The sequence below is a fragment of the Zobellella endophytica genome, assembly GCF_003012775.1.
In the GTDB taxonomy this organism is placed as follows: Bacteria; Pseudomonadota; Gammaproteobacteria; order Enterobacterales; family Aeromonadaceae; genus Oceanimonas; species Oceanimonas endophytica.
This window is the reverse complement of the sequence record NZ_PXYG01000001.1, coordinates 441,606-467,985: the sequence shown is the minus strand read 5'-3', so window position 1 is coordinate 467,985 and position 26,380 is coordinate 441,606. Positions and strand designations below refer to the sequence as shown.

At 59.7% G+C, this 26,380-nt stretch carries 27 protein-coding genes and 1 pseudogene; 3 read left to right on the top strand and 25 right to left on the bottom strand.

Annotated elements, in window-relative coordinates:
- Nucleotides 1-78 precede the first annotated feature (78 nt).
- The gene (locus C7H85_RS02100; protein ID WP_106728060.1) at nt 79-1,170 is read right to left on the bottom strand and encodes a hypothetical protein; all 1,092 of its coding nucleotides are present in this window, start codon (nt 1,168-1,170) and stop codon (nt 79-81) included.
- A 168-nt stretch (nt 1,171-1,338) separates the two neighbouring features.
- On the opposite strand from C7H85_RS02100, the pseudogene C7H85_RS20295 reads away from it, so the two are divergent.
- Nucleotides 1,339-1,698: pseudogene (locus C7H85_RS20295) on the top strand (site-specific integrase); the annotation flags it as partial.
- Nucleotides 1,699-1,919: 221 nt separating this feature from the next.
- Nucleotides 1,920-2,297: a tyrosine-type recombinase/integrase gene (locus C7H85_RS20290; protein WP_158260051.1), complete on the top strand. Its 378-nt coding sequence runs from the start codon at nt 1,920-1,922 to the stop codon at nt 2,295-2,297.
- Between the two features lie 119 nt (nt 2,298-2,416).
- Here C7H85_RS20290 and C7H85_RS02090 read toward each other — a convergent pair whose 3' ends face one another.
- The 12 genes from C7H85_RS02090 to C7H85_RS02035 all read right to left on the bottom strand — a co-directional run bounded on the left by C7H85_RS02090 (nt 2,417) and on the right by C7H85_RS02035 (nt 10,382).
- Nucleotides 2,417-2,968: a GNAT family N-acetyltransferase gene (locus C7H85_RS02090; protein WP_106728059.1), complete on the bottom strand. Its 552-nt coding sequence runs from the start codon at nt 2,966-2,968 to the stop codon at nt 2,417-2,419.
- A gap of 206 nt (nt 2,969-3,174) precedes the next feature.
- Nucleotides 3,175-3,405 carry a DUF3565 domain-containing protein gene (locus C7H85_RS02085; protein ID WP_106728058.1) on the bottom strand — a complete coding sequence of 77 codons (231 nt, stop codon included), beginning with the start codon at nt 3,403-3,405 and terminating at the stop codon, nt 3,175-3,177.
- A 17-nt stretch (nt 3,406-3,422) separates the two neighbouring features.
- The gene (locus C7H85_RS02080; protein ID WP_106728057.1) at nt 3,423-3,929 is read right to left on the bottom strand and encodes a DUF3087 domain-containing protein; all 507 of its coding nucleotides are present in this window, start codon (nt 3,927-3,929) and stop codon (nt 3,423-3,425) included.
- 91 nt (nt 3,930-4,020) lie between these two features.
- Nucleotides 4,021-4,326, bottom strand: a complete 306-nt coding sequence (locus C7H85_RS02075) for an NIPSNAP family protein (protein ID WP_106728056.1) — start codon at nt 4,324-4,326, stop codon at nt 4,021-4,023.
- 157 nt (nt 4,327-4,483) lie between these two features.
- Nucleotides 4,484-5,215, bottom strand: coding sequence for an SDR family oxidoreductase (locus C7H85_RS02070; protein WP_106728055.1), 732 nt, complete (start codon nt 5,213-5,215; stop codon nt 4,484-4,486).
- A gap of 75 nt (nt 5,216-5,290) precedes the next feature.
- Nucleotides 5,291-5,863, bottom strand: coding sequence for an O-methyltransferase (locus tag C7H85_RS02065; protein ID WP_106728054.1), 573 nt, complete (start codon nt 5,861-5,863; stop codon nt 5,291-5,293).
- A 34-nt stretch (nt 5,864-5,897) separates the two neighbouring features.
- Nucleotides 5,898-6,767 carry a DMT family transporter gene (locus C7H85_RS02060; protein ID WP_106728053.1) on the bottom strand — a complete coding sequence of 290 codons (870 nt, stop codon included), beginning with the start codon at nt 6,765-6,767 and terminating at the stop codon, nt 5,898-5,900.
- Between the two features lie 6 nt (nt 6,768-6,773).
- Entirely contained in the window at nt 6,774-7,268 is a 495-nt protein-coding gene (locus tag C7H85_RS02055) for a GNAT family N-acetyltransferase (RefSeq protein ID WP_106728052.1), read from the bottom strand.
- Nucleotides 7,269-7,413: 145 nt separating this feature from the next.
- Nucleotides 7,414-7,899, bottom strand: coding sequence for a hypothetical protein (locus tag C7H85_RS02050; RefSeq protein WP_106728051.1), 486 nt, complete (start codon nt 7,897-7,899; stop codon nt 7,414-7,416).
- 21 nt (nt 7,900-7,920) lie between these two features.
- Entirely contained in the window at nt 7,921-8,307 is a 387-nt protein-coding gene (locus tag C7H85_RS02045) for a DUF6152 family protein (protein WP_106728050.1), read from the bottom strand.
- A gap of 334 nt (nt 8,308-8,641) precedes the next feature.
- Nucleotides 8,642-9,070: a YybH family protein gene (locus tag C7H85_RS02040; RefSeq protein ID WP_106728049.1), complete on the bottom strand. Its 429-nt coding sequence runs from the start codon at nt 9,068-9,070 to the stop codon at nt 8,642-8,644.
- Between the two features lie 199 nt (nt 9,071-9,269).
- Nucleotides 9,270-10,382 (bottom strand): ISAs1 family transposase, encoded by a 1,113-nt coding sequence (locus tag C7H85_RS02035; protein ID WP_106728048.1) that lies wholly within the window; start codon nt 10,380-10,382, stop codon nt 9,270-9,272.
- Nucleotides 10,383-10,637: 255 nt separating this feature from the next.
- Between C7H85_RS02035 and yegD the strand changes: the two genes are divergently transcribed.
- Nucleotides 10,638-11,996, top strand: coding sequence for a molecular chaperone (yegD, locus tag C7H85_RS02030; protein ID WP_106728600.1), 1,359 nt, complete (start codon nt 10,638-10,640; stop codon nt 11,994-11,996).
- A gap of 200 nt (nt 11,997-12,196) precedes the next feature.
- On the opposite strand, the gene C7H85_RS02025 is transcribed toward yegD, so the two are convergent.
- The 12 genes from C7H85_RS02025 to C7H85_RS01965 all read right to left on the bottom strand — a co-directional run bounded on the left by C7H85_RS02025 (nt 12,197) and on the right by C7H85_RS01965 (nt 26,232).
- Nucleotides 12,197-12,571 carry an MmcQ/YjbR family DNA-binding protein gene (locus tag C7H85_RS02025; RefSeq protein ID WP_106728047.1) on the bottom strand — a complete coding sequence of 125 codons (375 nt, stop codon included), beginning with the start codon at nt 12,569-12,571 and terminating at the stop codon, nt 12,197-12,199.
- Nucleotides 12,572-12,728: 157 nt separating this feature from the next.
- Nucleotides 12,729-13,040, bottom strand: a complete 312-nt coding sequence (locus C7H85_RS02020; protein WP_106728046.1) for a cupin domain-containing protein — start codon at nt 13,038-13,040, stop codon at nt 12,729-12,731.
- Between the two features lie 272 nt (nt 13,041-13,312).
- On the bottom strand, nt 13,313-13,600 hold the full coding sequence (gene rplY, locus C7H85_RS02015) for a 50S ribosomal protein L25 (RefSeq protein WP_106728045.1): 288 nt from the start codon (nt 13,598-13,600) through the stop codon (nt 13,313-13,315).
- A gap of 210 nt (nt 13,601-13,810) precedes the next feature.
- Nucleotides 13,811-17,686, bottom strand: coding sequence for an ATP-dependent RNA helicase HrpA (gene hrpA, locus C7H85_RS02010; RefSeq protein WP_106728599.1), 3,876 nt, complete (start codon nt 17,684-17,686; stop codon nt 13,811-13,813).
- Between the two features lie 95 nt (nt 17,687-17,781).
- Complete coding sequence (locus tag C7H85_RS02005; RefSeq protein ID WP_106728044.1) at nt 17,782-18,747, bottom strand: helix-turn-helix transcriptional regulator; 966 nt, start codon at nt 18,745-18,747, stop codon at nt 17,782-17,784.
- A gap of 569 nt (nt 18,748-19,316) precedes the next feature.
- The gene (locus C7H85_RS02000; protein ID WP_106728043.1) at nt 19,317-19,790 is read right to left on the bottom strand and encodes an outer membrane lipoprotein; all 474 of its coding nucleotides are present in this window, start codon (nt 19,788-19,790) and stop codon (nt 19,317-19,319) included.
- Between the two features lie 255 nt (nt 19,791-20,045).
- A complete protein-coding gene (locus C7H85_RS01995) occupies nt 20,046-21,182 on the bottom strand; it encodes an MFS transporter (RefSeq protein ID WP_106728042.1) in 1,137 nt (378 codons plus the stop codon).
- Between the two features lie 92 nt (nt 21,183-21,274).
- On the bottom strand, nt 21,275-22,003 hold the full coding sequence (locus tag C7H85_RS01990; RefSeq protein ID WP_106728041.1) for a hypothetical protein: 729 nt from the start codon (nt 22,001-22,003) through the stop codon (nt 21,275-21,277).
- A gap of 36 nt (nt 22,004-22,039) precedes the next feature.
- The gene (locus tag C7H85_RS01985) at nt 22,040-23,662 is read right to left on the bottom strand and encodes a DUF2813 domain-containing protein (protein WP_106728040.1); all 1,623 of its coding nucleotides are present in this window, start codon (nt 23,660-23,662) and stop codon (nt 22,040-22,042) included.
- A gap of 31 nt (nt 23,663-23,693) precedes the next feature.
- The gene (ppiC, locus tag C7H85_RS01980) at nt 23,694-23,975 is read right to left on the bottom strand and encodes a peptidylprolyl isomerase PpiC (RefSeq protein WP_106728039.1); all 282 of its coding nucleotides are present in this window, start codon (nt 23,973-23,975) and stop codon (nt 23,694-23,696) included.
- 291 nt (nt 23,976-24,266) lie between these two features.
- Complete coding sequence (locus tag C7H85_RS01970) at nt 24,267-25,703, bottom strand: aspartate kinase (RefSeq protein WP_245879533.1); 1,437 nt, start codon at nt 25,701-25,703, stop codon at nt 24,267-24,269.
- Between the two features lie 121 nt (nt 25,704-25,824).
- Entirely contained in the window at nt 25,825-26,232 is a 408-nt protein-coding gene (locus tag C7H85_RS01965; protein ID WP_106728036.1) for an ectoine synthase, read from the bottom strand.
- Nucleotides 26,233-26,380 lie beyond the last annotated feature (148 nt).

Below are 26,380 nucleotides of genomic sequence, written 5' to 3'. Positions count from 1 at the left end.
ATATGGCTAACGCTCGAATTTGCGGCTGGTTTGGAGCGCAGCGGAAAACCAGTCCGACAACATGCGCTTGTTATGTTTTTAGTGCATCGTAATTACGCGCAACAGTTTTTCTTTTGGTTTATATTCAAGAGCTGCTACCACTCTTGTTGGATATCCTCCGTCCACTCTTGGGATTTCAAGCATTACGTTAAACTTTGATACGTCATGCTCGGGCAGATAAGACAAATTATAGATATAGCTTTCGGATACCTTTGAGCGAATAAGGTCGGCAAGTTCATCTTTACTTAAAGCCTCAACTCCAGCTTTTTCAAGCTTGCCACATTTGTCTGATTTCAAATACCCATGCTTTGCCTCCTCGATCTCAACGCCAAACCCTTCAATTGGTAATATTTGAGAAGATATTGCATTCAAAGACAGCTCGGTATCTGACTCAAAACCTTTAAACACAGGTCTTTCGATCTTGTAGCTTAGCAGCACGCCGAAATACATTGATTGAAGGCTATAGACTTTCATCCCATATTCTTCGAACGGATAACCTACCATATTAATATTTTCTTCATTTGGTCTATCATCCTCATGTCCCATAATTACCTTGCTGCCATGCTTTAAGAAGCTATTAGCGAGTATTGTAGATAGGTAAATCCTAGCCCTTGAGGAAAAGGTACACGGAATATAACCAACATATGCTTTAAAATTTGAAAGTGCCTTACTTATACGCTCTAAACCAGACTCAGTTAAATTATTTATATAGACACAGTACAAGGCGCTTCCGTGTACAAAATCTAAATTTCTCGAAAGTACCAGTGACTCTTGAAGAATAGAAAATATTAGCTCTTGATTATCTCCAATAAGATCCCCGCATTGCACGCTATGGTTTGATTTGATATCTAGAAGTGGTAATAGCTCTTTCATTACATCAAGCCCATACCAGCTTGACTCGATATCCTGCGTGTCAAAAATAAATCCTGCTTCAAACCTGTCAGTTCTCGGAACCAGTGCCGTTCTAAGATCTTGATAATTTATGCCTTTATCTTTAAGAACTTCAACAGTTGTATTCACCATGCTCTGTATTTCTCGAAACATTACTTCCGGTGTTGCCCCAAAATAGTCGCGCATTGTTTCAAGTAAGATATGCCCGCGGGCGTCAATTGTGTGTACGGAGATACTCATATTCGTCCTTAAACATAACAATTGTATATTGACCTAGCTTGATAACCTGCACTCACACAGATCAAAAAGCGATGATAACATTCTAATTTTGCTGAAATTTTACAAAAATCACGTTTTTCTTGAAAGTGTAAAACACGCATTCTCGATAACCGCCTACTTCAGGCACGGATGTTTTTGAGTGTTGTTCGTAACTTATTGAATAATAAAAAATCATATCCCTGCTTTTACTGCCAACCGAGAGATCCGATGAGTGAATATATGCCAGAACAGCCGTTGCTGTCTATTATAACTGTATATGTATACAGTATAGAGGTTCATATGGCACAGTCTCCTTTTATTGAGCAGATCCGTCAAGAACTCAGATTGCGGCAATACAGCCTCCGTACCGAGAAAAGCTACCTCTACTGGATAAAGGGCTACATACTTTTCCATCGCAAACAGCATCCCGACAACATGGGAGTGGAAGAAGTCAAAAGCTTTCTGTCATGGTTGGCCAATGATCGCCATGTTGCCGTTAACACCCAGAAGCAAGCGCTCTGCGCTTTGGTGTTCCTATATCAACAGATTCTGCATAAGCCGCTGGGTGAACTGGATTTTGTCCGTACCTCACGTCAGCGTTATCTACCCACGGTTCTGACCAGGGAGGAAGTTCAACGAGTCCTTCAACATGTGCAGGGTAAAACTGCGTTGATCATTCAGCTGCTTTACGGCTGTGGGCTGCGGATCAGCGAGAAGATAACTCCCGAGGCATGGGGCCGTCGTTGCCCGGGGCTTTGCACAAAAAATACCCCAATGCCTACCGCCAGCCGGGCTGGATGTTTATCTTCCCTTCCTCCGGCATCTGCCGCCATCCCTTTCATGGTTATTGGTGCAGGCATCATCTCCACGACAGTGCCATCCGCAAGACGCTTAAACAAGCCGTTGTGGCTGCCGGTATCGGAAAGCCGGTCAGTTGCCATACCTTTCGCCATTCCTTTGCCACTCACCTGTTGGAGCAGGGCACGGATATCCGCACAGTGCAGGAGCTGCTTGGGCATAACGATGTCCGCACCACGCAAATCTACACCCATGTGCTTGGCCAGCACTATGCGGGCACCTTGAGCCCGCTGGACACGCTACCGCCCTGATGTTCCAGGCCATCCTTTCCTGCCAACACGGTTTCCATATGCAACTATTCTGGACGGGGTGACGGGGGCTGGCAATGGCAAAAAGGCGAAGCGGGAACGCAGAACACGCCGAATGGCGATTATTTGAACGAATGGCAGGAGGGGGGCAAAACCGCCGGCGGGAGCGCCAGGGCCATGGCCACCCTGTCCCTTAGCCCCAGGCGCCGCTCGCCGGCCAGTTGCCGGGCCAGCCGTGGGTCCAGCCCAGTGTCATCCAGCAGTTGAAAGCCAAGCCGCGCGTAGAAGGGGGCGTTCCAGGGCAGGCTCCCGAAGGTGGTCAGGGTCAGCCGGCGGTGCCCGCGGGCCCGGGCCCAGTCGATGGCCACCTCAATCAGCCGCCGCCCCAGGCCCCGGCGCTGGTGGTCCGGGTGCACGTCCAGCTCCACCAGAAAGGCGTCGTTCGTTCCCGGCTCGGCCAGGGTAAAGCCCACCGGCTCACCCCGGGGCGACAGCGCCACCCACAACCGCCGCTCCGCCAGGGCTTCTGCCAGCCGGGCCGGCGACACCACTCCGTCCCGCAGTGCGAGCGGGATCACCGAGTCCGGAAACAGGGTGGCGGCGGCCCGCTCTATGGCGGGCAGCAGGGCCAGGTGCTCGGGCCGGGCCAGTTCGATACGGTAGCGAGAAGTCATGTCGGCTCCGGGTGGATAAGGTGCGCCGCAATCTTTCAGGGCGGCCGGGTCAACCCCTTGAGTATAACGGCCGCCGGTGCCGGCGGGCTAACGGGCCTGCCAGGATGCCGCCGACAGGCGATAAAGGCAGTGCTCGCGCAGGGGCGAGCCCGGCAACGGCTGCCAGCAGAGGGCGCGCAGATGCCGCCCCGGCGCGGGCTTCAGGCTTATTCGGGCGAAGGGTTGTCCGGGGCAAGGCGGTCCGCCGGCTCATCCCGGTCGCATTTTTTGCAGTTCAGCATCACCCCCAGCATGGCCTGCCGCCCGGCGGCGGTGGTCACCCAGGGCCGGTTGATAAAGGGCGGCTGGTGGCGCACATGCTGGAAATGGCCACAGCGCAGTTGTGCCACCCACTCGCCTTCTTCATCCCGGTGATAGCCGACAATGGGCTGTTGCATGCTCTCCTCACCCGGGCTCAGAAAGGGGCCAGCATCTGTTCATGGTAATCCTCCGGATCCAGCACCAGCCCATGCTGTTCGGCCAGCCGGTCGAGCTCGGCCTGTTTTACCGCCAGCTCGTCCATCACCAGGGTGTTGTCGTCCAGCTGCCACAGCTGGCGCGAGCCGGCGTAGCTGAACTGCAGCGCCAGCATGGCGTTTTTGTCGCCCCGGCGGGCGGCGGCCTCAATGCTGCGCAGCTTGCGGCTGATCTTGTTGAGCCGCTGTTTCAGCTCCCACACATAGACCACCTCGGCCAGGAAGGGATGATGGCGGAATTTGTCCAGCCCCCAGCCGATGGCCAGCGCGCTTAACACCACCCCCAGCAGGTTCCAGTGAAAGTGGCTGTCGTCGGGGCTGGGAAACAGCGCAATCAGCAGCTGGGCCACCGCCAGGCTGGCGGCTGCCAGCACCAGCGCACAGCCGATAAACACGGCATTGAGGTGGCGGCGATAACGGGTTTTGTCTATCGGGGTGAGTTTCATAACTGCCTGAAAAAGAGTGTAAAAGTGGCCGCATTATACGCACGAACGCGTCCCTCGCCAAAGGCGGGGCCGCGTTCGTCGCTACCCGCCGTTATTCGAACAGCGGCCGGAAGAAGCTGCGCTCGTAGCTGAGGATACAGCGGGTGTCTTCCGCGTATTTGAACGCCGCCTGGCAGGCCGGATCCTCCAGGGAAGCGGCCCGGTATTGTTCATACAGCGCCAGGCTGGGGAAGGTAAACAGCGCCAGGGCGACGTTGTTGGCCCCTTCCGACGGCATAAAGTAGCCGTGATGTTGGCCGCCGAATTTCTCGACCAGGGGGATCCACATTTTGCCGTAGAATTCGAATTCCTCCAGCTTGTAGGGGTCGATAATATAGCGCAGATAACAGGTAACCATGGTGTCTCCTTGGGGGTTGAACGGGCCTTGGCAGGCGAAAAATGACTCTGCGATCACTCCCGCGAAGGCGGGAGCCCGGTGCAAGCTATCATGGATCTCCGCCTGCGCGGAGATGACGAGCATGAAACCGAAGCGTCGTCAGCGAAATATCGGGGCCTCAGCGGCCGCCGGCAATATCGATAAAGGAGCCGGTCACGTAGGAGGCGGCATCGGACAGCAGCCAGGCGATGGCGGCGGCCACCTCTTCCGGCCGGCCGCCGCGCTGCAGCGGGATCTGCGGGCTGAGCCGCGCCACCCGCTCGGGCTCGCCGCCGTCGGCATGCATCTCGGTGTGGATAAAGCCCGGGCGCACCCCGTTCACCCGGATGCCGGCGGCGGCCAGCTCCAGCGACAGCCCCTTGGTGAGGGTGTCTATCGCGCCCTTGGCTGCGGCGTAGTCGATATACTCGTTGGGCGAGCCGGTACGCGCCGCCACCGACGACACATTGACGATGGCGCCCCCCTGCCCCAGGCGCCGGGCCGCCTCGCGGCAACACAGGAAGCAGCCGAGCACATTCACGTTGAGCACCCGGGCAAAGCGCGCCAGTTCCATCTCCGCCAGCCGCGCCTGGGTGGCGAGCATGCCGGCGTTGTTCACCAGGTGGGTAACCGGGCCCAGCGCCTGCTCGGCGGCGTTGAACAGGGCGATCACCTCGCCTTCCTGCGATACATCGGCGGCGTGGGCAAAGGCGCGCCCGCCCCTGGCGGCGATGTCGGCCACCAGCGCCTCAGCCTCGGCCGAGCGGGCGCGGTAATTAACGCACACCCCATAGCCCTGCTCCGCCAGCAGCCTGGAGGTGGCGGCCCCTATGCCCCGGCTGCCGCCGGTGACGATAACGACCTTGTTCATAAGATCTCCTTGGTGATTGAGTCACGGCCGCCGCGCGGCCATCTGAAGGGCGGCAGATCAGGGCGCCCCGATCGCTTATTCCCCTTTATGCACCAGCAGCTCGCCCTTGCCCACCGGCACCAGCGACAACGACAACCCGTCCCTGGCGTTAAGCGCGGCCACAAAGGCTTCCAGCTCCTGCCGGTGAGACACGGCGTTGTCGCATACCAGCAGGCCGCCGGGCCGGAGCAGGCGCAACAGCTCGTCCAGCATGGCCACATAACGGGCGCGATCCGCATCGAGAAAAATCAGGTCGAAGCCGGCCGGCAAGGCGGCCAGCAGGGCGCCGGCCTCCCCCTGCAGCAGGGTAATGCACCCGGCCAGCCCCGCCCGTTCAAAATGCCGTTGCGCCTCTTCCGCCTTGGCGGGCAGCAGCTCAATGGTGGTGAGCTGGCCGCCGGGCGGCAGGGACGACGCCAGCCACAGCGCGGAATAGCCGTTGGAGGTGCCGACTTCCAGCACCCGGCGGGCCCCGGTGGCCTTGACCAGCACCCGCAGGAACTCGCCGGTATCGCGGGTGATGTTGAGATAGCGTTGCTCCTTGCTGGACTGCTGGCGGTCGTTTTGTTCGCCCTTGCGTTCCAGTTCGGTCAAAAGGGTATTGAGCATGGTCTCTCCTCAATGAAATGGATGGTGGCACCGTTCAGGATGGCCGACGGCGGGGTCGCCATATCGACCCCCCTATGCCCGCCAGGGTAATAGCCATGCCGAGCAGGGCGCCGGTGCTCTGGGCCTCGTCCAGCCAGATCCAGGCCATCAGGCTGGCACTGATGGGCGTGGACATACCGATGATGTTGTGCAGGGTCGGATCCAGCCTGAGCGACGCCAGGTTGTTGAAAATGTTGGGCAGAAAGGTGGCGACCACCCCCAACCCCAGCAGGCAGGCCAGGTTGGCCGGGCTCAGGCTTTGCGCGCTGAGCGGTTGCGCCAGCACCACCGGCAGCAACAGCACCAGGCCGAGCACGAAGATGTCGTTGCTGGTGTGAAAGCTGTCCATCGGTTTGCCCTGCCGGGCATTTTTCCAGGCCACATAGGTGAACAGCGCGCGCAGCATGGCCGCGCCCAGCCCGCACAGGCCCCCCAACCACAGGGTGGCCGGCACCTCGCCCGCCCCACCGTTCTGGCTGCCGAAATACAGCAGCAGCCCGGCAAACGACAGCGCAAAGCCCGCCGCTTCGTTGGCCTGGTAGCGACGGGTGGCAATGAGCTTGAGCAAAAAGGTAAAGAGCGGCGCCAGGGCAATGAGCAGGGCCGCCACCCCCACCGGCGCGTAGTAGAAGGCATAGGTCGCCAGCACGTAATAAGCGGTCATGGCGGCGGCCAGGCCGTAGCGGCGCCCCAATGGCAGGCGCGCGGGCCGGGCCCGGCGGGTGAGCACCACAAACAGCCAGCCGCAGGCGAGCGCCACCAGGAAGCGCCCCCAGATCACCTGGGACATGCCCAGCCCCTGGAAGAGTTTGACGAACAGGCCGGTGGAGGCCCACAAGGTGGCGCAGAGCACGCTGTAGAGCATGGGTCATTACGCCAGTTCGGGGCGAATACGCGCCATCAACACCAAATCGTGATAACGCCCGGCCTTGAAGGTGGCCAGCCGTTTCACCCCTTCCTGCTCGAACCCCAAGCTTCGATACAGTGCCTGGGCGGGGGCGTTGTCCGCCTGCACTTCCAGCTCTAGGCGCACCAGGTTCAGCCAGTGGTCTGCCTGCTCGATGGCCGCCCGCATCAGCCGCTTGCCCACCCCCTGCCCCTGCATGTCGGGATGTACCGCAATGGCCAGCATGGCGCCGTGCCTGTCCCGCGGCTTTTGGCTGAGGAACAGGGTCACGTGCCCCACCACCCGGTCTTCCGTCTCCGCCACCAGGGTGTAATGGCTGGCCTGGTGAAACAGTCCGGCCACCTGTTCGCGGCCGAGATAAGGCAACTGGGAGGAGTTTTCGGTTACCGAGGTATGGCGGTAGATCTCGAACAGATCGGCGTTATCCGATGGGTCGCAATGCCGGATGGTAATGTTCAAAATAGGTCCTTGGTCGTCTTACAGAGGATGGCCAGTGGCCGTTCGAACCAGGCTGTTGCGGCAGCCGGTGTTCAGGGCTTATTTCGCCTATGAATTTCCACTTGGATGGGGGCTCCGTGTTCCATAATCAAGGCACTCGGGAACCTTAAAAGTAGCCGACGAAACGCCCCAGGGTCAGGGCCGTCAGCCAGGCGGCCAGCGAAATGCCCCCGGCGAGCCGGAGCCGTCCCGGCGATTTACCGGTCGGCGGTGGCATGTGCAAGAGTTCGGCGGGCAGGGCCAGCCGCAAGGCCAGCGCATTCGCCGTTCCCATGGCCACCACAGCCATCTTGGAGAGGAACAGGCCGGAGGCGGCATACTCGGTGGCACCGGTGATGAACAGCAGGCTCCCGAAGACAATGGCCAGGGCAAGGCCGGCCCCGGCGGTGCGTGTCAGCACCCGCCAGAGCGGGGCCAGCGGTACCGACCGCCAGGCTCCGAGCAGCCGGAGGTCGAGCGGGATAATGGCCCCGACCAACAGTGCCACACCGAGGATGTGCGCCGCATTGACCAGCGGATATACCCAGACCGAGCTGCGCAGCGCCCCGGCGAGCGCCGTCGCTTCCAGCGCCACCAGCCACTCCCCGCTCATCTCGGTGCCTCCGGCAGCGGCTCAGGTCGCACGGCCCGGGTACAGGGCGTAGCTCTCGCCATTGATGACCACACGCTCGGCCTTCATCAGGCGCTCGCCCTCCCTGGCAGAGCGATGGCCATGGGCGGTGATAACCTGCCCCGGAGTGAGCAGCTCCGCTGTGAGTCCCGCTCGTTCATTCCGCCACGGCTGCCCCACTTCAACCACCCACCTTTCACCGTCCACCTCCAGCGTTACCTCGCCGTGGGGGTTGCCCAGCCGCACCTCGATAATGGTGCCCGTCAGCTCGAACTGCTCGTCGGTCGCCCAGCCCCAGCCATGGTGCGCCCATGCGCCTTGCGCCAGCAAAGCGCCCACCACCAGCGCAAGCAGCACGAGCACTCTCCGTCGTTCAAAAAGCGAATACATTGCCAATCCTCCGTGTCGATGATCAGTTTAATCTTGGAGCCTTGGGCCGGTAACGTCCATGCAAGGTGCAGGGCGGCAACCGACCATCGATGCAGGCAGGTCGCCCGGCCTTGTTGGCTACGCCCACTGACAGGGGTCATATTCATTGCTGCCCCTTGAACATTCCACTTTGGATTGCGGCCCATTTGAACATCTATTGGGTCATATGAGCCATAACGTCCGTTGCGTGCCGTTATTATCCGCCGGGTTGTCCCTGAAGTGTCGACGGGAAGATCAGGTGGCGAACTTCCGCGACTGCGCGCGATGTGCTGCTGGGGGTCATCGCTCTCATTCCTCATGGCTTCAGATCGACTGCGGCCCGGTCACTGCCGTCCATGTAGAACGGCACGGAGGTGTGATCACAGACGATGCGCCATCGCCCGTCGGCCTTGCGCAGACATAACGTCGTGCGATACCACATGTCCTGCTCTGCGCCGCCTTGACGGCCCTGCATTCTGTTGAGTGCCGATACGAACGCCAGGGTGCCCTCGATGGCAAGATCGATGTCGCGCGAATCGAGCTGGATTGGCCCCTCCCACCCCGCGAGCCAGGCGTCGATGTAGTCACGATCAATTCCCCGACGCCCCAGCGGTGGCGCCAGGTCGTAGATCACGGCATCCGGCGCGTAGGCGTCGGCGATCGTGTCCGCATCGTGGTCCGCATGTGCTTTCGTCAGTCGCTGGAGGACCGATTCGATCTCGGCCCTATCCGTTGTCGAACTCATAATGTTCCTCCTGGGTGATTTGGCAGCACCATCTCATAGTCGAACAGTAAGAGTGTAGATCGACAGGCCATCGTGGAGATGACTACCGGGTGCCGCTCCGGCGCCGTCGTTGTCGAACCGGGGCAACAAGCACACCGGCATCATTGCTTATCTGCACTCCATCCGCCACGAGGGCCGCCGGTCGGAACCCAGGGCAAGATTATGAAACCCCCAGTCCTGCCAAGACTTGCGACAGGTAGGCGTTGTTTCGGCTTGCCCGCTTTTGTTTGCGCTTCATGCCGACTTTGAAGCTGGTGTCTTCCTTCAACGCATTGAAGGCGATATGCCGGATGGTGGCCATGTTTTCGCCGGCCTGCTCTCGCCGAATGCGACAGTCGTCTTCCCGCATGCCTGCATCGAGTTGCCAGTGCAGCTGGGATTCTATCGACCAGTGGGAGCGGCTGGCTTCCAGCAGCTCCTTGGCCGACAGCTTGGCCGAGCTGATGTAGTAGCGTACCTTGATGTCCTTGGCCGGTTGACCGCCCACTTCCCGTATCGCCGCCACTACGCCTAAGGTTTTTAACTCCGGCCAGTCAAACACCAGGTCCCCCAGGATGGACAAGTCGTCCACCGCCAGGCTCATCCGGGTTTCCTGGCGGCCATGGCCACTTTCCTGCGTGCTGTAGCTGTCACTATCGGGATGCTGAAACATCTCCATGCGAAAGTAATGATTGAAAGCCTCTTCCTGCTTGGGCTGGTTGCCTTTCACCGCCAGCAGGTAGTCCGCGCCCTTGTTGATCACCTTCTGGGCGATGGCCCGCTGGCAGCCCATGACGTCGATGGTCACCAGGCAGCCACGAATGCTCAGCAGCTCCAACAGTTCGGGAATCGCGGTGATCTCATTCGATTTATCATCGGTTTTGACCTGGCCCAGCACCACCTGATTGGCGGCGCTGAACGCCGATACCATGTGGATGGCCCCTTGCCGCCGGCCCTTGTCGTAGCTGCCTCGCAGGGTTTTGCCGTCGATGGCGACCACTTCTCCTTCGGTGGCCACATGGCAGTCTTTCATCCAGGCGGCAAAGCTCTTTTGCAGCTGTTTGGCCGAGAGCATGCCCATCACCCGGGCGATGGTATCGTGCACCGGCACCCCGTTCTCGAAGTCACCGTACTGGCGCAGCCAGTCGAGATGATCGACGCCGAAATCCTCGATTTCCTCCCATCCTTCGGCACCGCCAATCACCGCCACGATGGTGAGAAAGAGGATGTCCGGGAGCTGGTGCTCCACTTTCCATTGCTGGCGCGGGTCACTGATGATGGAGAGGTGCTGCAAGAGGCCGAGTCCGTTCTCCGTTCATGGCGATCATCTGTCGTTGAAAAGACAGCATAGGATCACGCTGATATTGATCATCAAAGCGATCCTTCCCTGTTATGCCGGCGCGCCGGCGTGGTTGGCGGAAGGCAACGGACCTGCTCGGCCACCCCTTCAATCATGCGTGTTGCACTTGTTATATGAATTCCCGAACACCTTGTCTGGTGATGAATATCCCTGTATTCTACGCGACCTTTTTTGCTTTTGGACATCAACATGATCGGATTTGACTACGGTACATCAAACTGTGCTGTCGGTGTTATGGAAGGAAATAACCCCAAAATTTTACCTTTAGGTGATCATGGTCGATATATATCGTCAACGTTGTATGCTCCGAGTCGTGATGTCATTGTCAACTGGCTGTGCAAACACTTGCCATTGGCAGAGCAAAAAAACTTTCAGCAGCAACGCCAGAGGTTATTGCAAAAAGGGCAAGCCGTTTTAAGAGAGCTTACATTGGATGGCTGTCCAACTGAATTGTCGTTTGGCCAGCAAGCATTAAACAACTACTTGCAAGAGCCCGATGAAGGTTACTACATAAAGTCACCAAAATCATTCCTTGGCGCCAGCGGTTTAATGCCACAGCAAATTGACTTGTTTGAAGACATTGTTGCGGCCATGATGAGCAATATAAAAATGCTCACCGAAACAGCACTAGGAAGAAATGTTAGCCAAACGGTTATCGGCCGCCCTGTTAACTTTCAAGGTTTACGTGGTGAAGAAAGTAACCAGCAAGCACTGACAATATTGACCAATGCCGCAAAGCGCATCGGCTTTAAAAATGTTGAATTTCAATTTGAGCCAGTTGCCGCGGGCTTTGAGTATGAAGCCAGCCTGGATAAGGAAACCAGGGTTCTAGTAGTGGATATTGGCGGCGGCACCACGGATTGCTCAATGTTGTTAATGGGCCCCAAACAAGCCGCTTCACAAGATAGAACCGGTGACCTATTAAGCCACAGTGGCGAGCGTATTGGCGGTAATGACTTTGACATTGCCTTTGCGCTTAAAGGTATTATGCCAAGTTTTGGCATGGATACTATGTTGAAAACGGGCAAGTCCATGCCAACCAACAGCTACTGGCAAGCTGTGGCAATTAACAACATTACTCATCAAACCGAATTCTATAGTGCCGCCAATGGCCGTTTTTTACAGCAGCTGATCCGTGATGCGGAACATCCCCGGTTATTAAGACGCTTGTTAACCGTGCAACAACAAAAATTGAGCTACCGTGTAGTCAACGCCGCAGAGCAGAGCAAAATTGCCTTAACGGATCAAATGCAACAGCAAGTAGATTTATCCGACATCGATGACGGACTGACCGTCAACCTGGATAGGGATGGCTTTGCCAAGGCATGCAAGCGTGAACTGAATGCCATAGCCGCACTAATGGCAGATGCCATTACTCAGGCCAACTGTCAGCCTGATGTGGTATTTGTTACCGGAGGCACAGCTAAATCTCCCGTATTAAATCAGTTTTTAAAACAACAGTTTCAGCATACCCCTATTGTCATAGGTGACCATTTCGGCAGTGTTACCGCCGGCCTGACACGTTGGGCCAGAACTATTTACTCATAGGAAAAAACAGCCATATCTCAAAGCGATTAAACTTTACCATTCCTAATCTTTAATCGCCTTAAGTCCGTGAATTTTATAAACTTAAAAAACCATACAGCCAAGTGTAAACTGTTATCGCTCTAATACCATCCAAACTTAACGGTGAAATAAAACCGCCAGATATTGAAAATTGCTATTGAACACCTTGTCACGAGACCGGCTCAGGTTTTTTGCACCGGGTTTATACCCAGCTCTTGTTGCTTTCGCTTGCTGAGGCCGAGTGACACTATCCGATATGATTCGGCTAAATAGTACTTCAACTCCTCGTCCAAGGCACCGGAAGTGTCAGTCTGCTGTATCCATTTCATGCCACGGCTGGCGAAATAGGGTGCAGGTCGATAACCTTCATGGCCACTGAGAAATTCAAAATTCAGGTCTGATGTTTTAAAAGTGAATGCCGGTTGTTCCTGCTTGTCCCAACCACCGATGGCGAATACTTTGCCACCGACTTTCCAAACGTGAGCGTTACCCCATTGAACAACATGGGTGGTTGCAAGCATAGAGCCACAAAACTGGTTGAATTCATTATAATTCAAGCTTGTCTCCTTCCGTTCTCATGGCATTGTCATCCGTGTTGTCGCAGGGCTGTCCCTTGGGCAACGGCAAGTGTTTGTGGATACGTGCAGACTTATTGGCAGCTCACCACCATAACGCCCGATTCAGAGAGAGCTTGAAGCGCAGCGTAAATCGAATTTATACACTACCTTCACATTCCACCACCAGCACCCTTGCTTCCCCTATGGGATGAGCAACATGCTCGGTACCAATTGCAGCGAAAAAAATATCACCTGCATTCAATACAACCGATTCTTCTTTACCGCTCAACCGATAATACATCTCAACTTGTCCATCCAAAACAACGAACACTTCTGCGCCATCATTAACATGCCACTTGTACGGCTGATCTGTCCAATGCAGACGCGTCGTTATGCCATTCATATTAGCAATATCCTTCGCACCCCAGGCGCGCTCAGCCTTAAACTCTTTACTTCTTACTACTTCCATAAATCCGCTCCAATAGAGATAAGTGCATACCAGTATAAAGCCACAATAAAGGGCCGCATCGGCAGCAGGCACGCTACCGCCCGGGCGTTACAGGCCGCCATTCCTGCCACCACGGTTTCCATATGCAACCATTCTGGACGGGCTGGCGAGCGGAGGCAATGGCAAAAAGGTGAAATGGGAATGCAAAACGCGCCAGGCGGCGGTTATTTGAACCACTTGGATTGCAGGCATAAAAAAACCGCCTTGCGGCGGTTTTTTCGGGCTCGTTGCGATTAAACGCGAACGAAGTCCAGGTGAGCCAGCTTGGGCTTGTAGGGGTGACGCTGAACGTCTTGCAGCTTCACTTTTACTTCCTGACCGTTGATCACCAGGGTCAGCACGTCGCTGTAGAAAGCGTCGTTTTGCTGGGCGATGATGGCTTTTTTGTGGTCCAGGGCGATGGCTACCGGCTCCTGGTCGCCGCCGTAAACGATGGCGGGAACTTTGTCTTCATGACGCAGGCGGCGGCTCGCACCTTTCCCCAGGTCTGAACGAACTTCGGTTTCAAATACGAATGACATAATTTTCTCTCTAAGGTTAGTGGCGAAAGCTGCGACCGGCCTTCGCCTGTAAAAAGCGCGCGGATGGTAACACGCACGGGGGGTGGGGGCAAGGAAAGCAGGGCTGTCGCTTCCCTTGCTCTCTCCCGCGTTACCTGCCCCTGGTCCCCCGCCTTCGCGATGTATGGACTCCTCCCTCCCCTCACGCCTCTCCCTTCACGCCTCACCGGCTCACAACGCCTCTATTTGTTGCAGTACCCGCTTGTCCGATACCGGGTAGGGGGTGCCCAGGGTCTGGGCGAAGTAGGACACCCGCAGCTCCTCTATCATCCAGCGCACCTCCTTTACCTCGGGGGCCAGGGGCTTGCCCTTGGGCTGCTTGTTCAGCAGCGCCTGGTAGGCGGTCTGCACCTGCTGGATCTTCAGCAGGTGGGCCCGGTCCCGGTGCGGATCTATGCCCAGCTTGTCCAGCCGGCGGCTTAGCGCCTCCAGGTAGCGGCTCAGATCTTTCAGCCGCTCGGCGCCGGTGTCGGTGACGAAGCCGCGGAAGATCAGGCCGTCGAGCTGGGCCTGGATGTCCGACATCGCCATGGCCATGGCGAGATCGATCTTGCCCTTCAGCCGCTTCTTGATGGCCTGGGCCCGGCTCAGCACCTCTTCCACCTGCAGGGCGATGGCCGCCACCGTGGGGTTGAGCTCGCCGGCCACCCTGTCCTTGAGCGCGGCGAACTCCTCCGGTGTCCAGGCCGGCGCCCCGTACTGGCGCATCAGCTGGTGGATGCCGGCGCGGATGCAGTCGTCCACCAGATCCAGCACCTTGCCGTAGGGGTTGAAGTAAAGGCCGAGCTTGGCCTTGTTGGGCAGCTTGTCCTGCAGGTACTTGATGGGCGACGGCAGTTGCAGCTGCAGCAGCTTGCACTGGCCGTCCCACATGGTCTGGGCCTGGCTGGTTTCATCCTCGCACAACTGCAACGCCACGCTGTCGCCCTGATCGCTGAGCGCCGGGTAGGCCTTCACCTCGAAGCCGGCGCGTTTGGCGGCAAAGGTCTGCGGAATGGCGCGGGCCGGGAACGCGGTCAGCCCTTCCTGCTCGAAGCGGTCGTCGTCCACCGCCTGGGTCAGGGCGGTCTGCACCTGGCCCTGCAGGGCGAGCTTTATCCGCTCCAGATCCCGGCCGGCGGCCAATGCCTTGCCGTCTGCGTCCAGCACCGCAAAACGCATGATGAGATGCGGCGCCAGCACGCTCCAGTCCCAGTCCTCGCGCGGCACCGTCACCCCGGTCATGCGGCGCAGGTGTTTTTCCATCTGGTCGAGCAGCCGGCCCTCGAAGGGGGTCATGGCCGCCAGCAGCGCCTCGGCGAAGTTGGGTGCCGGCACAAAGTGCTTGCGCATCGGCTTGGGCAACGACTTTATCAGCGCGATCAACAGCTCCCGGCGCAGTCCCGGCACCTGCCACTCGAAGGGCTCGGCCGCCACCTGGTTGAGCAGCGGCAACGGAATGCGCACCGTCACCCCGTCTTCGTCCTTGCCCGGCTCGAACTGGTACTCCAGCGGCAGGTTCAGGCCGTCGTGCTGCCAGGCGTCCGGGTAGTCGCGCACCGTCACCGCCCCGGCCCGCTCGTTCAGCAGCATCTCTTCGGTAAAGTGCAGCCGCTCGGGGTTGTCCTTGCGCGCCTGCTGCCACCACTTGTCGAAGTGGCGGATGGAGACGATGTCCGCCGGCAGCCGCTCGTCGTAAAAGCGGAACAGGGTCTCGTCGTCGATCACCAGATCCCGGCGGCGGGACTTGTGCTCCAGGGTTTCGGCCTGCTCCAGCAGCGCCCGGTTGTGGTGGAAGAACTCGTGGCGGGTGGCCAACTCCCCTTCCACCAGCGCCTGGCGGATAAACAGCTCGCGGCACAGTGTGGGGTCCACCTCGGAATAGTTCACCCGCCGGCGCACCACCACCGGCAGGCCGAACAGGCTCTGGCTCACATAGCCCATCACCGCGCCCTGCTTCTTGGACCAGTGCGGCTCGCTGTAGCTGGACTTGAGCAAATGCGCCCCCGCCTCCTCCAGCCAGGACTGGTCCACCTTGGCGGCGATACGGCCGTACAGGCGCTGGGTCTCGGTGAGCTCGGCCACCATCAGCCAGCGCGGCGGCTTCTTGGCCAGCACCGAGCCCGGCACCAGCACGAAGCGGGCGTTGCGCGCGCCCAGAATGTCCTTCTTGTCGCCATCGCGCATGCCCACCTGGCTCAGCATGCCGGTCAGCAGCGCCCGGTGCAGGCTGTTGTAGTCGGCGGGCTCGCTGTTCAGGGCAAAACCCAGCTCGCGCACCACCAGCCGCAGCTGGCTGTAGATGTCCTGCCACTCGCGCACCCGCAGGTAGTTGAGAAATTCCTTGATGCACTGCTTGCGGAACTGGTTGCCGCTCAGCGCCTTCTGCTGCTCCTTGAGGTAGTTCCACAGGTTCAGGTAGGCGACGAAGTCGGAATCGCCGTCGGCGAAGCGGCGGTGCATCTCGGCGGCGGCCTGCTGCTTGTCGAGCGGGCGCTCGCGCGGATCCTGGATGCTGAGCGCGGCGGTGATCACCATCACCTCGGTCACGCAGCCATGCTCCCGCGCCGCCAGCACCATGCGCGCCAACCGCGGGTCCACCGGCAGGCGGGACAGATCCTGGCCCAGTGGGGTGAGCTTGAGCTCGCCCTGGTGGCCGGTGACGGCGCCCAGCTCTTCCAGCAGCCTTATGCCGTCGGCGATGTTCTTGTTGTCCGGCGCTTCCACGAAGGGGAAGGCGGAAATGTCGCCCAGCCCCAATGAGAGCATCTGCAAGATGACCGAGGCCAGGTTGGTGCGCAGGATCTCGGGGTCGGTAAATTCCGGCCGGCTCAGAAAGTCGTCTTCGCCGTAGAGGCGGATGCAGATGCCCGCCTCCACCCGGCCGCAGCGGCCCATGCGCTGGTTGGCGCTGGCCTGGGACACGGGCTCGATGGGCAGGCGCTGTACCTTGGTGCGGTAGGAATAACGGCTGATGCGCGCCGTGCCCGGATCGATCACGTAGCGGATGCCGGGCACGGTGAGCGAGGTTTCCGCCACGTTGGTGGCGAGCACGATGCGCCGGCCCGTGTGGGATTCGAAAATGCGGTTCTGCTCGGCGTTGGACAACCGCGAATACAGCGGCACTATTTCGGTGTGGCGCAGTTCCAGCTTGTTGAGGGCATCGGCGGTGTCGCGGATCTCCCGCTCGCCGTTCATAAAGATCAGGATGTCGCCCGGCCCTTCCTTGGTGAGCTCGGTCACCGCATCGAAAATGCCCTGCAACTGGTCGCGTTCGGTGTCGTCCTCCACCAGCGGGCGGTAGCGCAGCTCCACCGGGTAGGTGCGGCCGGACACCGAAATAATGGGCGCGCCCTCGAAGTGGTTGGAAAAACGCTCCGGATCGATGGTGGCCGAGGTGATGATCAGCTTGAGATCGGGCCTTTTGGGCAGCAGTTGCTTCAGGTAGCCCAAAATAAAGTCGATATTAAGGCTGCGTTCGTGGGCCTCGTCGATGATGATGGTGTCGTACTGACGCAACATCCGGTCCTGCTGGATCTCGGCCAGCAGGATGCCGTCGGTCATCAGCTTTACCTGGGTCTCGGCGCTGACCTGGTCGTTGAAGCGCACCTTGTAGCCGACCCGCTCGCCCAGCTCGCATTCCAGCTCCTGCGCCAGCCGGCTGGCCACGCTGCGGGCCGCCAGCCGCCGGGGCTGGGTGTGGCCTATGGTGCCTTCTATGCCGAAGCCGAGCTCCAGGCACATCTTGGGGATCTGGGTGGTCTTGCCCGAGCCGGTTTCGCCGGCGATGATCACCACCTGGTGGTCGCGAATGGCGTCCTTGATGGTCTCGCGCTTTTCGCTTACCGGCAGCTGCGGCGGATAGTGGATGGGGCTGTGCAGCAACTGCTGCCGGCGGGCCCGCTCGGCCATGGAAGTCGCCATCTCGAGGGCGATGCGTTCCAGCAGCGGCTGCCGCTTCGCTTCGGGCAGTTTTTCCAGCCCCTGCAAGCGGCGACGAAACCGCCCCCGCTGTGCGCCCCGGCATTCTTTCAGCCTTGCCTGCAATTGTTCAACCGACTGCGCCAAACCCAACCCCATTTGCTCATGTTAAAACTGGCGCGCAGTCTAGCAGGAAATCCGGCAACAATGGAGACGAAGGCAGCTCCGGCACCTGCATGACATCAACTTAGTGCCTGAATTAACAGCAATAAATCGGTCTGCCGGCGGCGCCCCGTTTTCCTGAAAATGGACTTGAGGGTGGTTCTCGCCGTTTCCAGGCTGATATGGCGATATTGAGCAATCTCCTTGGTGCAACAGCCCTTGGCCAGCAGCGCCAGGTGCTCCTGCTCGACCCGGCTCAGGGCAAAGAGGCTGGCCAGGCTGTCGATATCCGGCTCCGGCGGCAATTCGGGATCCTTGATCACCACCAGCCAGTCGCCTCCGGCGGGCAGCCGCACCAGGTGCGCCACCTGTACGCTGTCGGCCATGGCGAGCATCAATTGGGCGCCGTCCGCCCTGCTCCGGCCAAGCTCGGCAAAAGACAGCAGCTCACCTTCCGGGACGCCCGGTATAAAGGCCAGCCGGCCGGCATTGTCCCATGCCATGCCCTGGCGGCTTTCGAGCAGCAGTCGGGCGCCCTGGTTGACCAACATGATGTTGCCTTGCCGGTCGCACACCAGTTGGGGCCGGACCGACAGGTTGATCCAGGTTTCCAGCCAGCGGCTGCACGCCTGCAGGCGAGACAGATACCAGTAGTGCTGCTGCCACTCCAGCAACTGCTGCGCCAGCCATTGCACGCCGGATGACAGATGGTCGTAACGTCCGTCGTGGTCCACCACCAGGGCGCCCCGGCACAGGCCGCCGGGCACAAACAGGGTTTTAAACCAATGGCGGGCGGTCAGCCGGCTCTGCCGGCCATACAGCAGCGGCCACAGCTCGGCCAGGGGGCGATAGGGGGTGCCGCCGTCGAAACACTGGCAGGGATCCGTCCGGATGTTGGCCACGGACGGCGGGGCCAGCAGCAGGGTGATGCCTTCCAGCTCCAGGCCGGTGCAGATATCGTCGAAAATGGGGCTGTAGTCCGTGGTGCTGGTTCGGCAGTCGTACAACCGCGTAAACAGCGGCAGCAGCATATCCATATGCTTCATTTTGCTCTCTCCGTGCTCGTTATTGGTATTTTTATCACCACTAAGGCTAGTAACAAGCCCACCTTTTGACCAATCGGGATTTAAGAACGAGAAAGAGAGCCATCCATAACAACAACCACCACCATCGACCACCAACCATAAAAATGACGCATAAAAACAACATAACATGATGATTTAATTTATTTTTTAAATAAAATAAAACTCTACAACCATCTCCTTAAGTGGGCGTGAACGGTGTATTATCACGACAAAAATGTGTAAAAATATGGGATACATAAACAAAAAATACCATTACCCGAAAAAATCACAAAATACCGATTGAAAAGCCAGCATCATGCTCGTATATTGTGGTGACAGCCCACTGTTGAGGAAGGTAAAAAATGAAAGAGTTAGTTGTAACCGTCATTTTTACAGTCTGCGCGGCCCTGGTCGCCGTTTCTGCACCTTCCTTGGCACAATTTTAACTGAGCCCGGGAAGACAGGACTGTAAAACACTAAGAAATAATAATATTTCCTGATAATAAAAAGGCGCCCTTCTGGGGCGCCTTTTTGTTTTCTCAAGTTATGCCTCAGTACGGGGCCACGCTCATGCTGCTGCCGGAGCCCACCAGCCGTACCCGCTGGCCCGATTGCCAGGTGCGGTCGGCCTTTTGTACCACCACCAGGTTTTCCCCCATGTCGGTGCGGATCTCCAGTTCGACCGCATTCACTTGGTTTATCTTGTCTTCCGCCCGTGTGCCCACCATGGCGCCGGCAATGGCGCCGGCGGCGGTGGCCAGGGAGCGGCCAGAACCACCCCCCACCTGGCTGCCCAGAATACCGCCGACCACACCGCCACCCACGGTGCCGATCAGGTTGGGGTTTTCATCGCCGGCCTGGATGGTCACCGGGCGCACCGACACCACGGTGCCGTAGGTCACGCTCTGGGACTGCTTGGCATCACTGCCGCGGTAAACGTCACCGGAATACAGGTCGGTATTGGCACAACCGGCCAGGCCGAGCGCCCCCAGCACGGTGATGATGGATAATGCTTTCAGTTTCATCGGCTCCCCCTGTGATGGTTGGGATACTTATCATTATCGTTGGCTGCTGACAGTATAGACCAGCGTTTTTCATGCCTGGTTTCGGCCTCTAACGGCACCATGCTCCAGCAGTGTACTCCCTCGCCGACGATTGGGAATCGGCGCGGGCCATCAAGTGTCAGAGATTGACCGAAGGCGGAGCGGCGGGGACGCTTCCCGCGCGGTGCGGGAGACAGGCTGTCACCGGACTTGGACAGGCCCGGCGACGGAGGAGTTTCAGGCGGCGTCGCCCAGGGGCTTGTCCAGCACCAGCCGCACCAGCAGCAGCCACAGGGCCCAGCCCGCCACCAGCAGGATAATAAAGAGGAAGAGACCGGCCTGGAATTTTTCCAGCATTATGCCCGCCATCATCGGGCCGGCAAGCGAGCCGATGCTGTAGGCGAACATCAGCTTCTGGGTCATTTTCACCAGCGCCCGGCCGTGCATCTTGCCGCAGGCATAGGACATGGTGGTGGGATACAGGGTGAACACCCCCGCCCCGAGCAGGATAAAAGCCATGATCAGCGCCCCATTGCCGCTGAACTCCCACAGCAGCAGGCAGCCGGCCCCGATCATCAGGGTTTGCACCGCCATCATGGTGCGTTTGCCGAAGCGGTCGGCCAGGCTGCCGTTGGGCAGTTGGAAGGCCATGCCGCAGAGGATGAGCCAGGCCATGTAGAGGCCGATTTCATCGCCCCGGGCCAGCTGTTGCAGCTGAATGGGCATCAGCGCGTACAGCGCTCCCAGCAGCATACCCGCTACCAGGCAGCCGGCCAGCCCCAGCGCCCGGTCGGCCCGGGGCGGTTTGCCGCTGTTGGCATTGCTGCCCGCTTCGGCACTCAGATCCGGACGCCGAGCCCACCGCAGCGGCAGCATGGCCAGGGCGCACAGGCCGGTCGCCAGCCAGAAGGCGGCATGGTGATCGGCGGGGATCCAGTCGATAAACAGCTGGCTGATGCCGTAGCTGAAATAATAGATGAGCATGTAGCGAGCCATGGCGCTGGAGCGCCGGTGCAGCGGCGCCACGCCCAGCACCCAGCTTTCTACCGCCACAAAACTCACCGCCGCCGCCATGCCCGCCACCATGCGCAGGGTCAGCCAAACCGGCAGCAGGCTGGTCCAGGTGAGGGTCACCGCCGCCAGGGCCAGGGTGGCACTGCACAGGATCAGCGACCGTACGTGGCCCAGGCGCTGGATCAATTTGTCGGCAAAGAAACTGGCACCCAGCATGCCCAGGTAGAAGGCCGAGCCCACCAGGCCGATCTGTGCGGCGGGTGCCCCCTGGCCATTGAGGTACACGGCCACCAGGGTCACCAGGAAGGCATTGCCCAGGGTCAGCAGGATCAGGTGGGTGTACAGGGGTATCAAGTGCATGGCGCCTCCGGATTTTGAGGCGCGCATTCTAGGTGGGGCTAAATGGCAAGTACAACGAGAAAAATTTGTGATTTATCGCAAAATTTTTATGTTTAACTAATGTTACCGGACAGATGCCAGATGATGCCCTGTCCCAGGGTCAATGCCCCTATCATCAACAAGGCGGCAACGGCAATAACTGGTGGTTTGGTCTGCTCCTTGCGCAGCAGCGGGGCAAACCACACCAGGGCGCCGATCAGCACGGCCCCGCTGACCTGCACGAAGGGCATGACCAGGGGTTGCAGCTGCGCCTCGTTCACCCCGAGGGCGCGCACCAGCAGCGCCAGCAGCCAGAGCACCCCGAACACCGAGCCGGCCAGGGGCAGCAGGGTGTTGAAGGCCTGCAGCCGGTGCCTGGCGCGCACCATGATCAGGTGGGTGAACACGCAACCACCACTGCCAGCCGCCAGCAGCGCCCACACCGGCCCCATCCGCCAGCCGAGCCAGAGGCCATACAATACGGCCAGACCCAGGGCCGGGTAATGCCAGCTCAGCCCCAGGCTGCGCTTGCCCTGCAACCGCGCCTGGTACAGCACGGTGCCGAGCCCGGTGGCCAGCGCCAGGCCACCCAGCCACAGTAGCGGTTGGGGTGCGCCGGCCTCCACCCCCAGCATCAGCGCCAGGCCGAACACCGCCCAGGCCGAGAGCAGGCCATCACTGATCCGCCGGCGCTGGCCGGGGCACAGATCGCCGTTGCGCAATACCCAGACAAGCAGGCCCAGGGCCGCGATGGCGGTGAGTGCCAGGGGCGCAAACAACCGCGCCGGCAAGAGTTCTGTCATCGGTGAGTTCTCCCAGAGTCTTGAAACCGGACCATTCTACCGTTGTCGGCGGGCGATCGCGACCATGCGGGCGAACATCCGCCGCAATTCCGCCGGCACCAGCTGCGGGCCCTGCAGCTCGATGGCCTCGACCACCGCCAGCGCCATGCCCGGCTTGCTGCGCCGGCTCAGGGCCCGGTCGATGATGCGGGTGGCCGGGGTGTGCTTGTCGTTAATTTGCGCCTCCTGCCGGAACACCGGCTCCAGGCCGTTGTAGAACAGGTAGTGTTCGATGTCGGAGCGGGGCAGCACCGTCAGGTGATCCTGCTCGCGTTCGCCGCGCAGCATACTGCGCACGCCCTGGGCATACTTTTGCCCGGCTTCATCGCCGTCGGTCAGCAGGTGCCAGCCAATGCCGAAATCCCGCGCCACCTTGATCAGCGGGCTGTGGCCGCACTGGGCAAATTCGATGATACGGATACCCTCGGCGGGCAACACATAGCCGCAGATACGCGCCAGCTCCGACAGCAGCCAGATCTCGGTTTCCCCTTCCACCAGCAGCCAGTAGCGGGCGAACAGCGACATGGGCCTGTTGATGCGCACATGAAAGGCGATGCGGCGCATGTCCTCCCCGCTGTATCGCTCGTTACCGATATGAAAGCTCAGGGTTTCGTGCTCGGCCCGCACCAGCCGCCGTAGGTGATTGAGCGGAAAGGCGGAGAGCAGGTCGCCGGAATTGGTGGTCACCAGCTTCTGGCCGGGAAAGCGCTCGAGGATGCCCCAGGTTACCGCCAGGGTGGTGGGATGCAGCCGGCTCTCGGGATCCTCGATCAGCAGCAGCGGGCGGGAGCCCGTCTCGATGGGGCGGCCGCCCCGGGCCTGCAATACGGTGCGGGCCACGGACGAGAGTGCCAGCGACAGGCCACTCTCCTCCCCCATCGGCTGCCAATCGTTCAGCTTGCCCAACTGGCTGAGGGTCACCGGGTGCACGGCGATGTCCCGCGCCCGGCGCGGCGCCCGGCTGGTGGCCCCCTGGGGGGTAAAGTAGTGTTCAAACAGCTGGCGCACTGCGTCCAGCCCGGCCTTGATGTCTTGCTGGCTCAGCTCTTCTTCTTCCGCCAGTTGCTCGCTCAGCCGGGTCAGCAGCTGTTCGTAATCGCCGTTCAGGTTGACGATGGGCAAATCCTGGGGCGCGCCGCGGGAGTCGCGCAGGCGGAACACCGGGTTCATTTCAATCAGCAGATGCACCAGGGCGGCGGGGTTGTCGAGCTCGATGGGCAGTCCGCCGGCGTCGACGAAGTCGTGCCGGCTTTCCACCCCGATGGCGGTGCGCCAGGCCCGGGCGCGGTAATGCACCCGGTGGTAGCTGTCCTTGTGCCTGACCCACACCGGTTCGAGCCGGGCCAGCCGGGCGGAATGCTCGCTGATGCCGGGCCGGTGCTCACGATAGCTGAGGATGATCTGCAGCTCTTCCGCCGTCTGCCCCTGATCGAGCCGGTAGAAGTCATCTTCCACAAAGCCGTAGCAGCAGGCCCCCCGCCCCAGCAGCCGCCACAGGGCGCGGAACAGGCTGGTTTTGCCCCAGGCGTTCTCTCCTATCAGCGCCGTGCTCTGATCCAGCGGCAACGACAGCTGATTGATGCCCATAAAGTTGCGTATCTGAATATGCTCAAGGTACATGCGCTATCCTTGGGAAAAAAGGGCGTACCGCTCAGTTGCGATAGAGCACCTTGATCAGATGATAGCCGAAACGGGTTTTGACCGGCCCCTGCACCACCAGCTCTGGCCCGCCGAACACCGCCTTGTCGAAGGGGCCGACCATGTCGCCCCTGTTGAATTCCCCCAGATCACCGCCGCGCTTGCCCGAGGGGCAGATGGAATACTTTTTGGCCAGTTTGTGAAAGTCGGCCCCCTGGTCCAGCTGTTGTTTCAGCGCCAGGCATTCGGCTTCGGTCTTGACCAGTATATGCAGGGCACAGGCTCGCTTTGCCATTGAAGGTATCCGGATAAATAAGGAAACAAAGGGCAAGTGTGCCAAAAACCGAGGATGGAGGAAAGCTGGAGGCTGGAGGCTGGAGGCTGGAGGCTGGAAGAGTTTGCGGTCATTCCCGTGAAGGCGGAGGCCCGGTGCACCCTGCCATGGATCACTGCCTTTGCGGAGGTGACGAAGACTAACGGTGCGGACGTAGAAATATATGGCTTACCTTCCCGCTGTGCAGGAAGGCGGGCGGACCGCCCGCGCTCCAGGGATGGGGCACTCCTCACCCCTCATCCCCCACTCTGATCAGGCCACGGCCAGGGCCACGGTGTCGGCGTGGGTCTGCACCAGTTCGTCGTGCAGGGACACCACCGCCTGCTCGTAGTATTTATCGTCCACGATAAACTGCATCTCCACCGCCCTGAGCGACTGGTGCACGGCGCGCACCGGCACCTCGGCCCTGTTGAGCGCGCCCACCGAGCGAGCCAGCAGGCCGGGGATGCTCATGTCGCTGCCCACCGCCGAGACCAGCGACACCTTGTGGGTGGTGACGTCGGCGTTCTCGAACCGACGCTGCAGCGAGCTGACCAAGCGGCGTACCTGTTTGCGGTTGCCGGCCAGGTAATAGGTCAGGGTGTTGGCGTTCATGTCCTTGGCCACCAGGTTGAGCTGCATCTTGTCCAGCTCGTCGGTAAAGCCCTCGGCGTAGTGGGATACCCGCCCCACCATGTCCTGGTCGAACAGCTCCACCGCGAACAGGTTGCGGCGTCCGGCCACCATTTCCACGCAGGGCGAAGGGCTGCGGTAATCGGTGGTGATCAGGGTGCCTTCGTGATCCGGCTCGAAGGTGTTGCGCACCCGCAGCGGAATATCCTGCTGGCGCAGTCCCTTGGCGGCCTGGGGGTGAATGGCTTCCATCCCCAGGTTGGACAGCTGGTCGGTCACGTCGTAATTGGTGCGGCCGATGGGGATCACCTGGTCCTCGCCCGCCAGCCGCGGATCGGCGCTGCTCAGGTGGTATTCCTTGTGGATGATAGCCTCGCGGGCGCCGCTCAACACCGCCAGCCGGCTGAAGGTCATTTCGCTATAGCCCCGATCGAAGCTGCTCATCAGTCCTTCCCGGCAGTGGGCATAACCGGTAACCACCGGCAGCTGGCTGGACAAATCCACCCGGGCCAGGGCCTGGCGGAGCACCTCGTCCAGCGGCAGCGTCTCGTCGGTACGCCAGCCGGTGAGATCCATCAGCACCGCGTTGACCCCGCTCTGGCGCAGGTAGAGCACCATGTTGTGGGCGCTGTGGGCCTCGCCCATGGCGGCCAGCAGCTCGCGAATGGTCTGTAGCTGCTCGGCCAGCTGGAACTGGCCGAAGGCACAGACCTGACGCAGGTGATGCAGGCAGTCGCGGATACCGGCGATGCGCTCGTTGAGGAAAGAGTCGGCCAGGACCCGTTCGGGGGTGGTGCCGAACATGTCTTCATTGATCTGCGCCATACGCTGGCTGACGTTGTCGAGTGCCTGCTCCCAGGCGCTGTCGTCCTCGGCGTCCGCGTAGGTGGCGTACACGCCGGGGGCGCCGGTACGCTTGCATTCGAGCAGGCCGTCGGTAATGCCTCCGAAGGCCGACACCACCAGCATGCGTTGATAATATTCACCGGCCTTGCGTTTATGCAGCACAATGTTGTCCCGTACCGCCCGATACTGGCTCATGGAGGTGCCGCCGATTTTTTCTACTGTGTGAGACACAATAAACTCCCGTTTCTTATTTTGGACATGGCAGATTTGGGTCGCACATTTTCAATGGGCTGGGGTCATGCCCTGCCCAGTGAAAATGTCCGGGGCGGGGGCCGATGGCCCCCGCACGGTATCAGCCGTTGGCTTCCTCGGCTTCCAGCGGATAGACGCCGTCGGCGTTGTGCACTTCCTTGCCGGTGATCGGCGGGTTGAACACACAGGCCAGCTTCATGTCTTCACTGCCGCCACGCAGCAGGTGGTCATCGTGCTGATCCAGGATATACAGGGTGCCGGGCTCTATCGGATACACTTTGCCGTCGGCCAGGGTTTCGATTTCGCCGTTGCCACTCATGCAATACACCGACTCCAGGTGGTTCTGGTAATGGATATGAGTTTCGGTATTGGCATAAATGGTGGTGATGTGAAACGAGAAGCCCATGTTGTCGCTTTTCAGCAACATCCGGGTGCTTTCCCAAGTACCGGTTTCGGATTCGACCCGGCGCTCGCTTTGTTCACATTCGGCAAGAGTACGTACGATCATGGCGTTTCCTTTTACTATTCTGAATTACCTGCCTTGGCAGGCATTAAAAATCTGTTGAACGACATTCCGCGGGTGCAATAAATGGCACAGCGAAGGCAGAAGAAAGACAGAGGGAGCAGCTCTCCCGTTGCCCTGTTCTACTTATGCT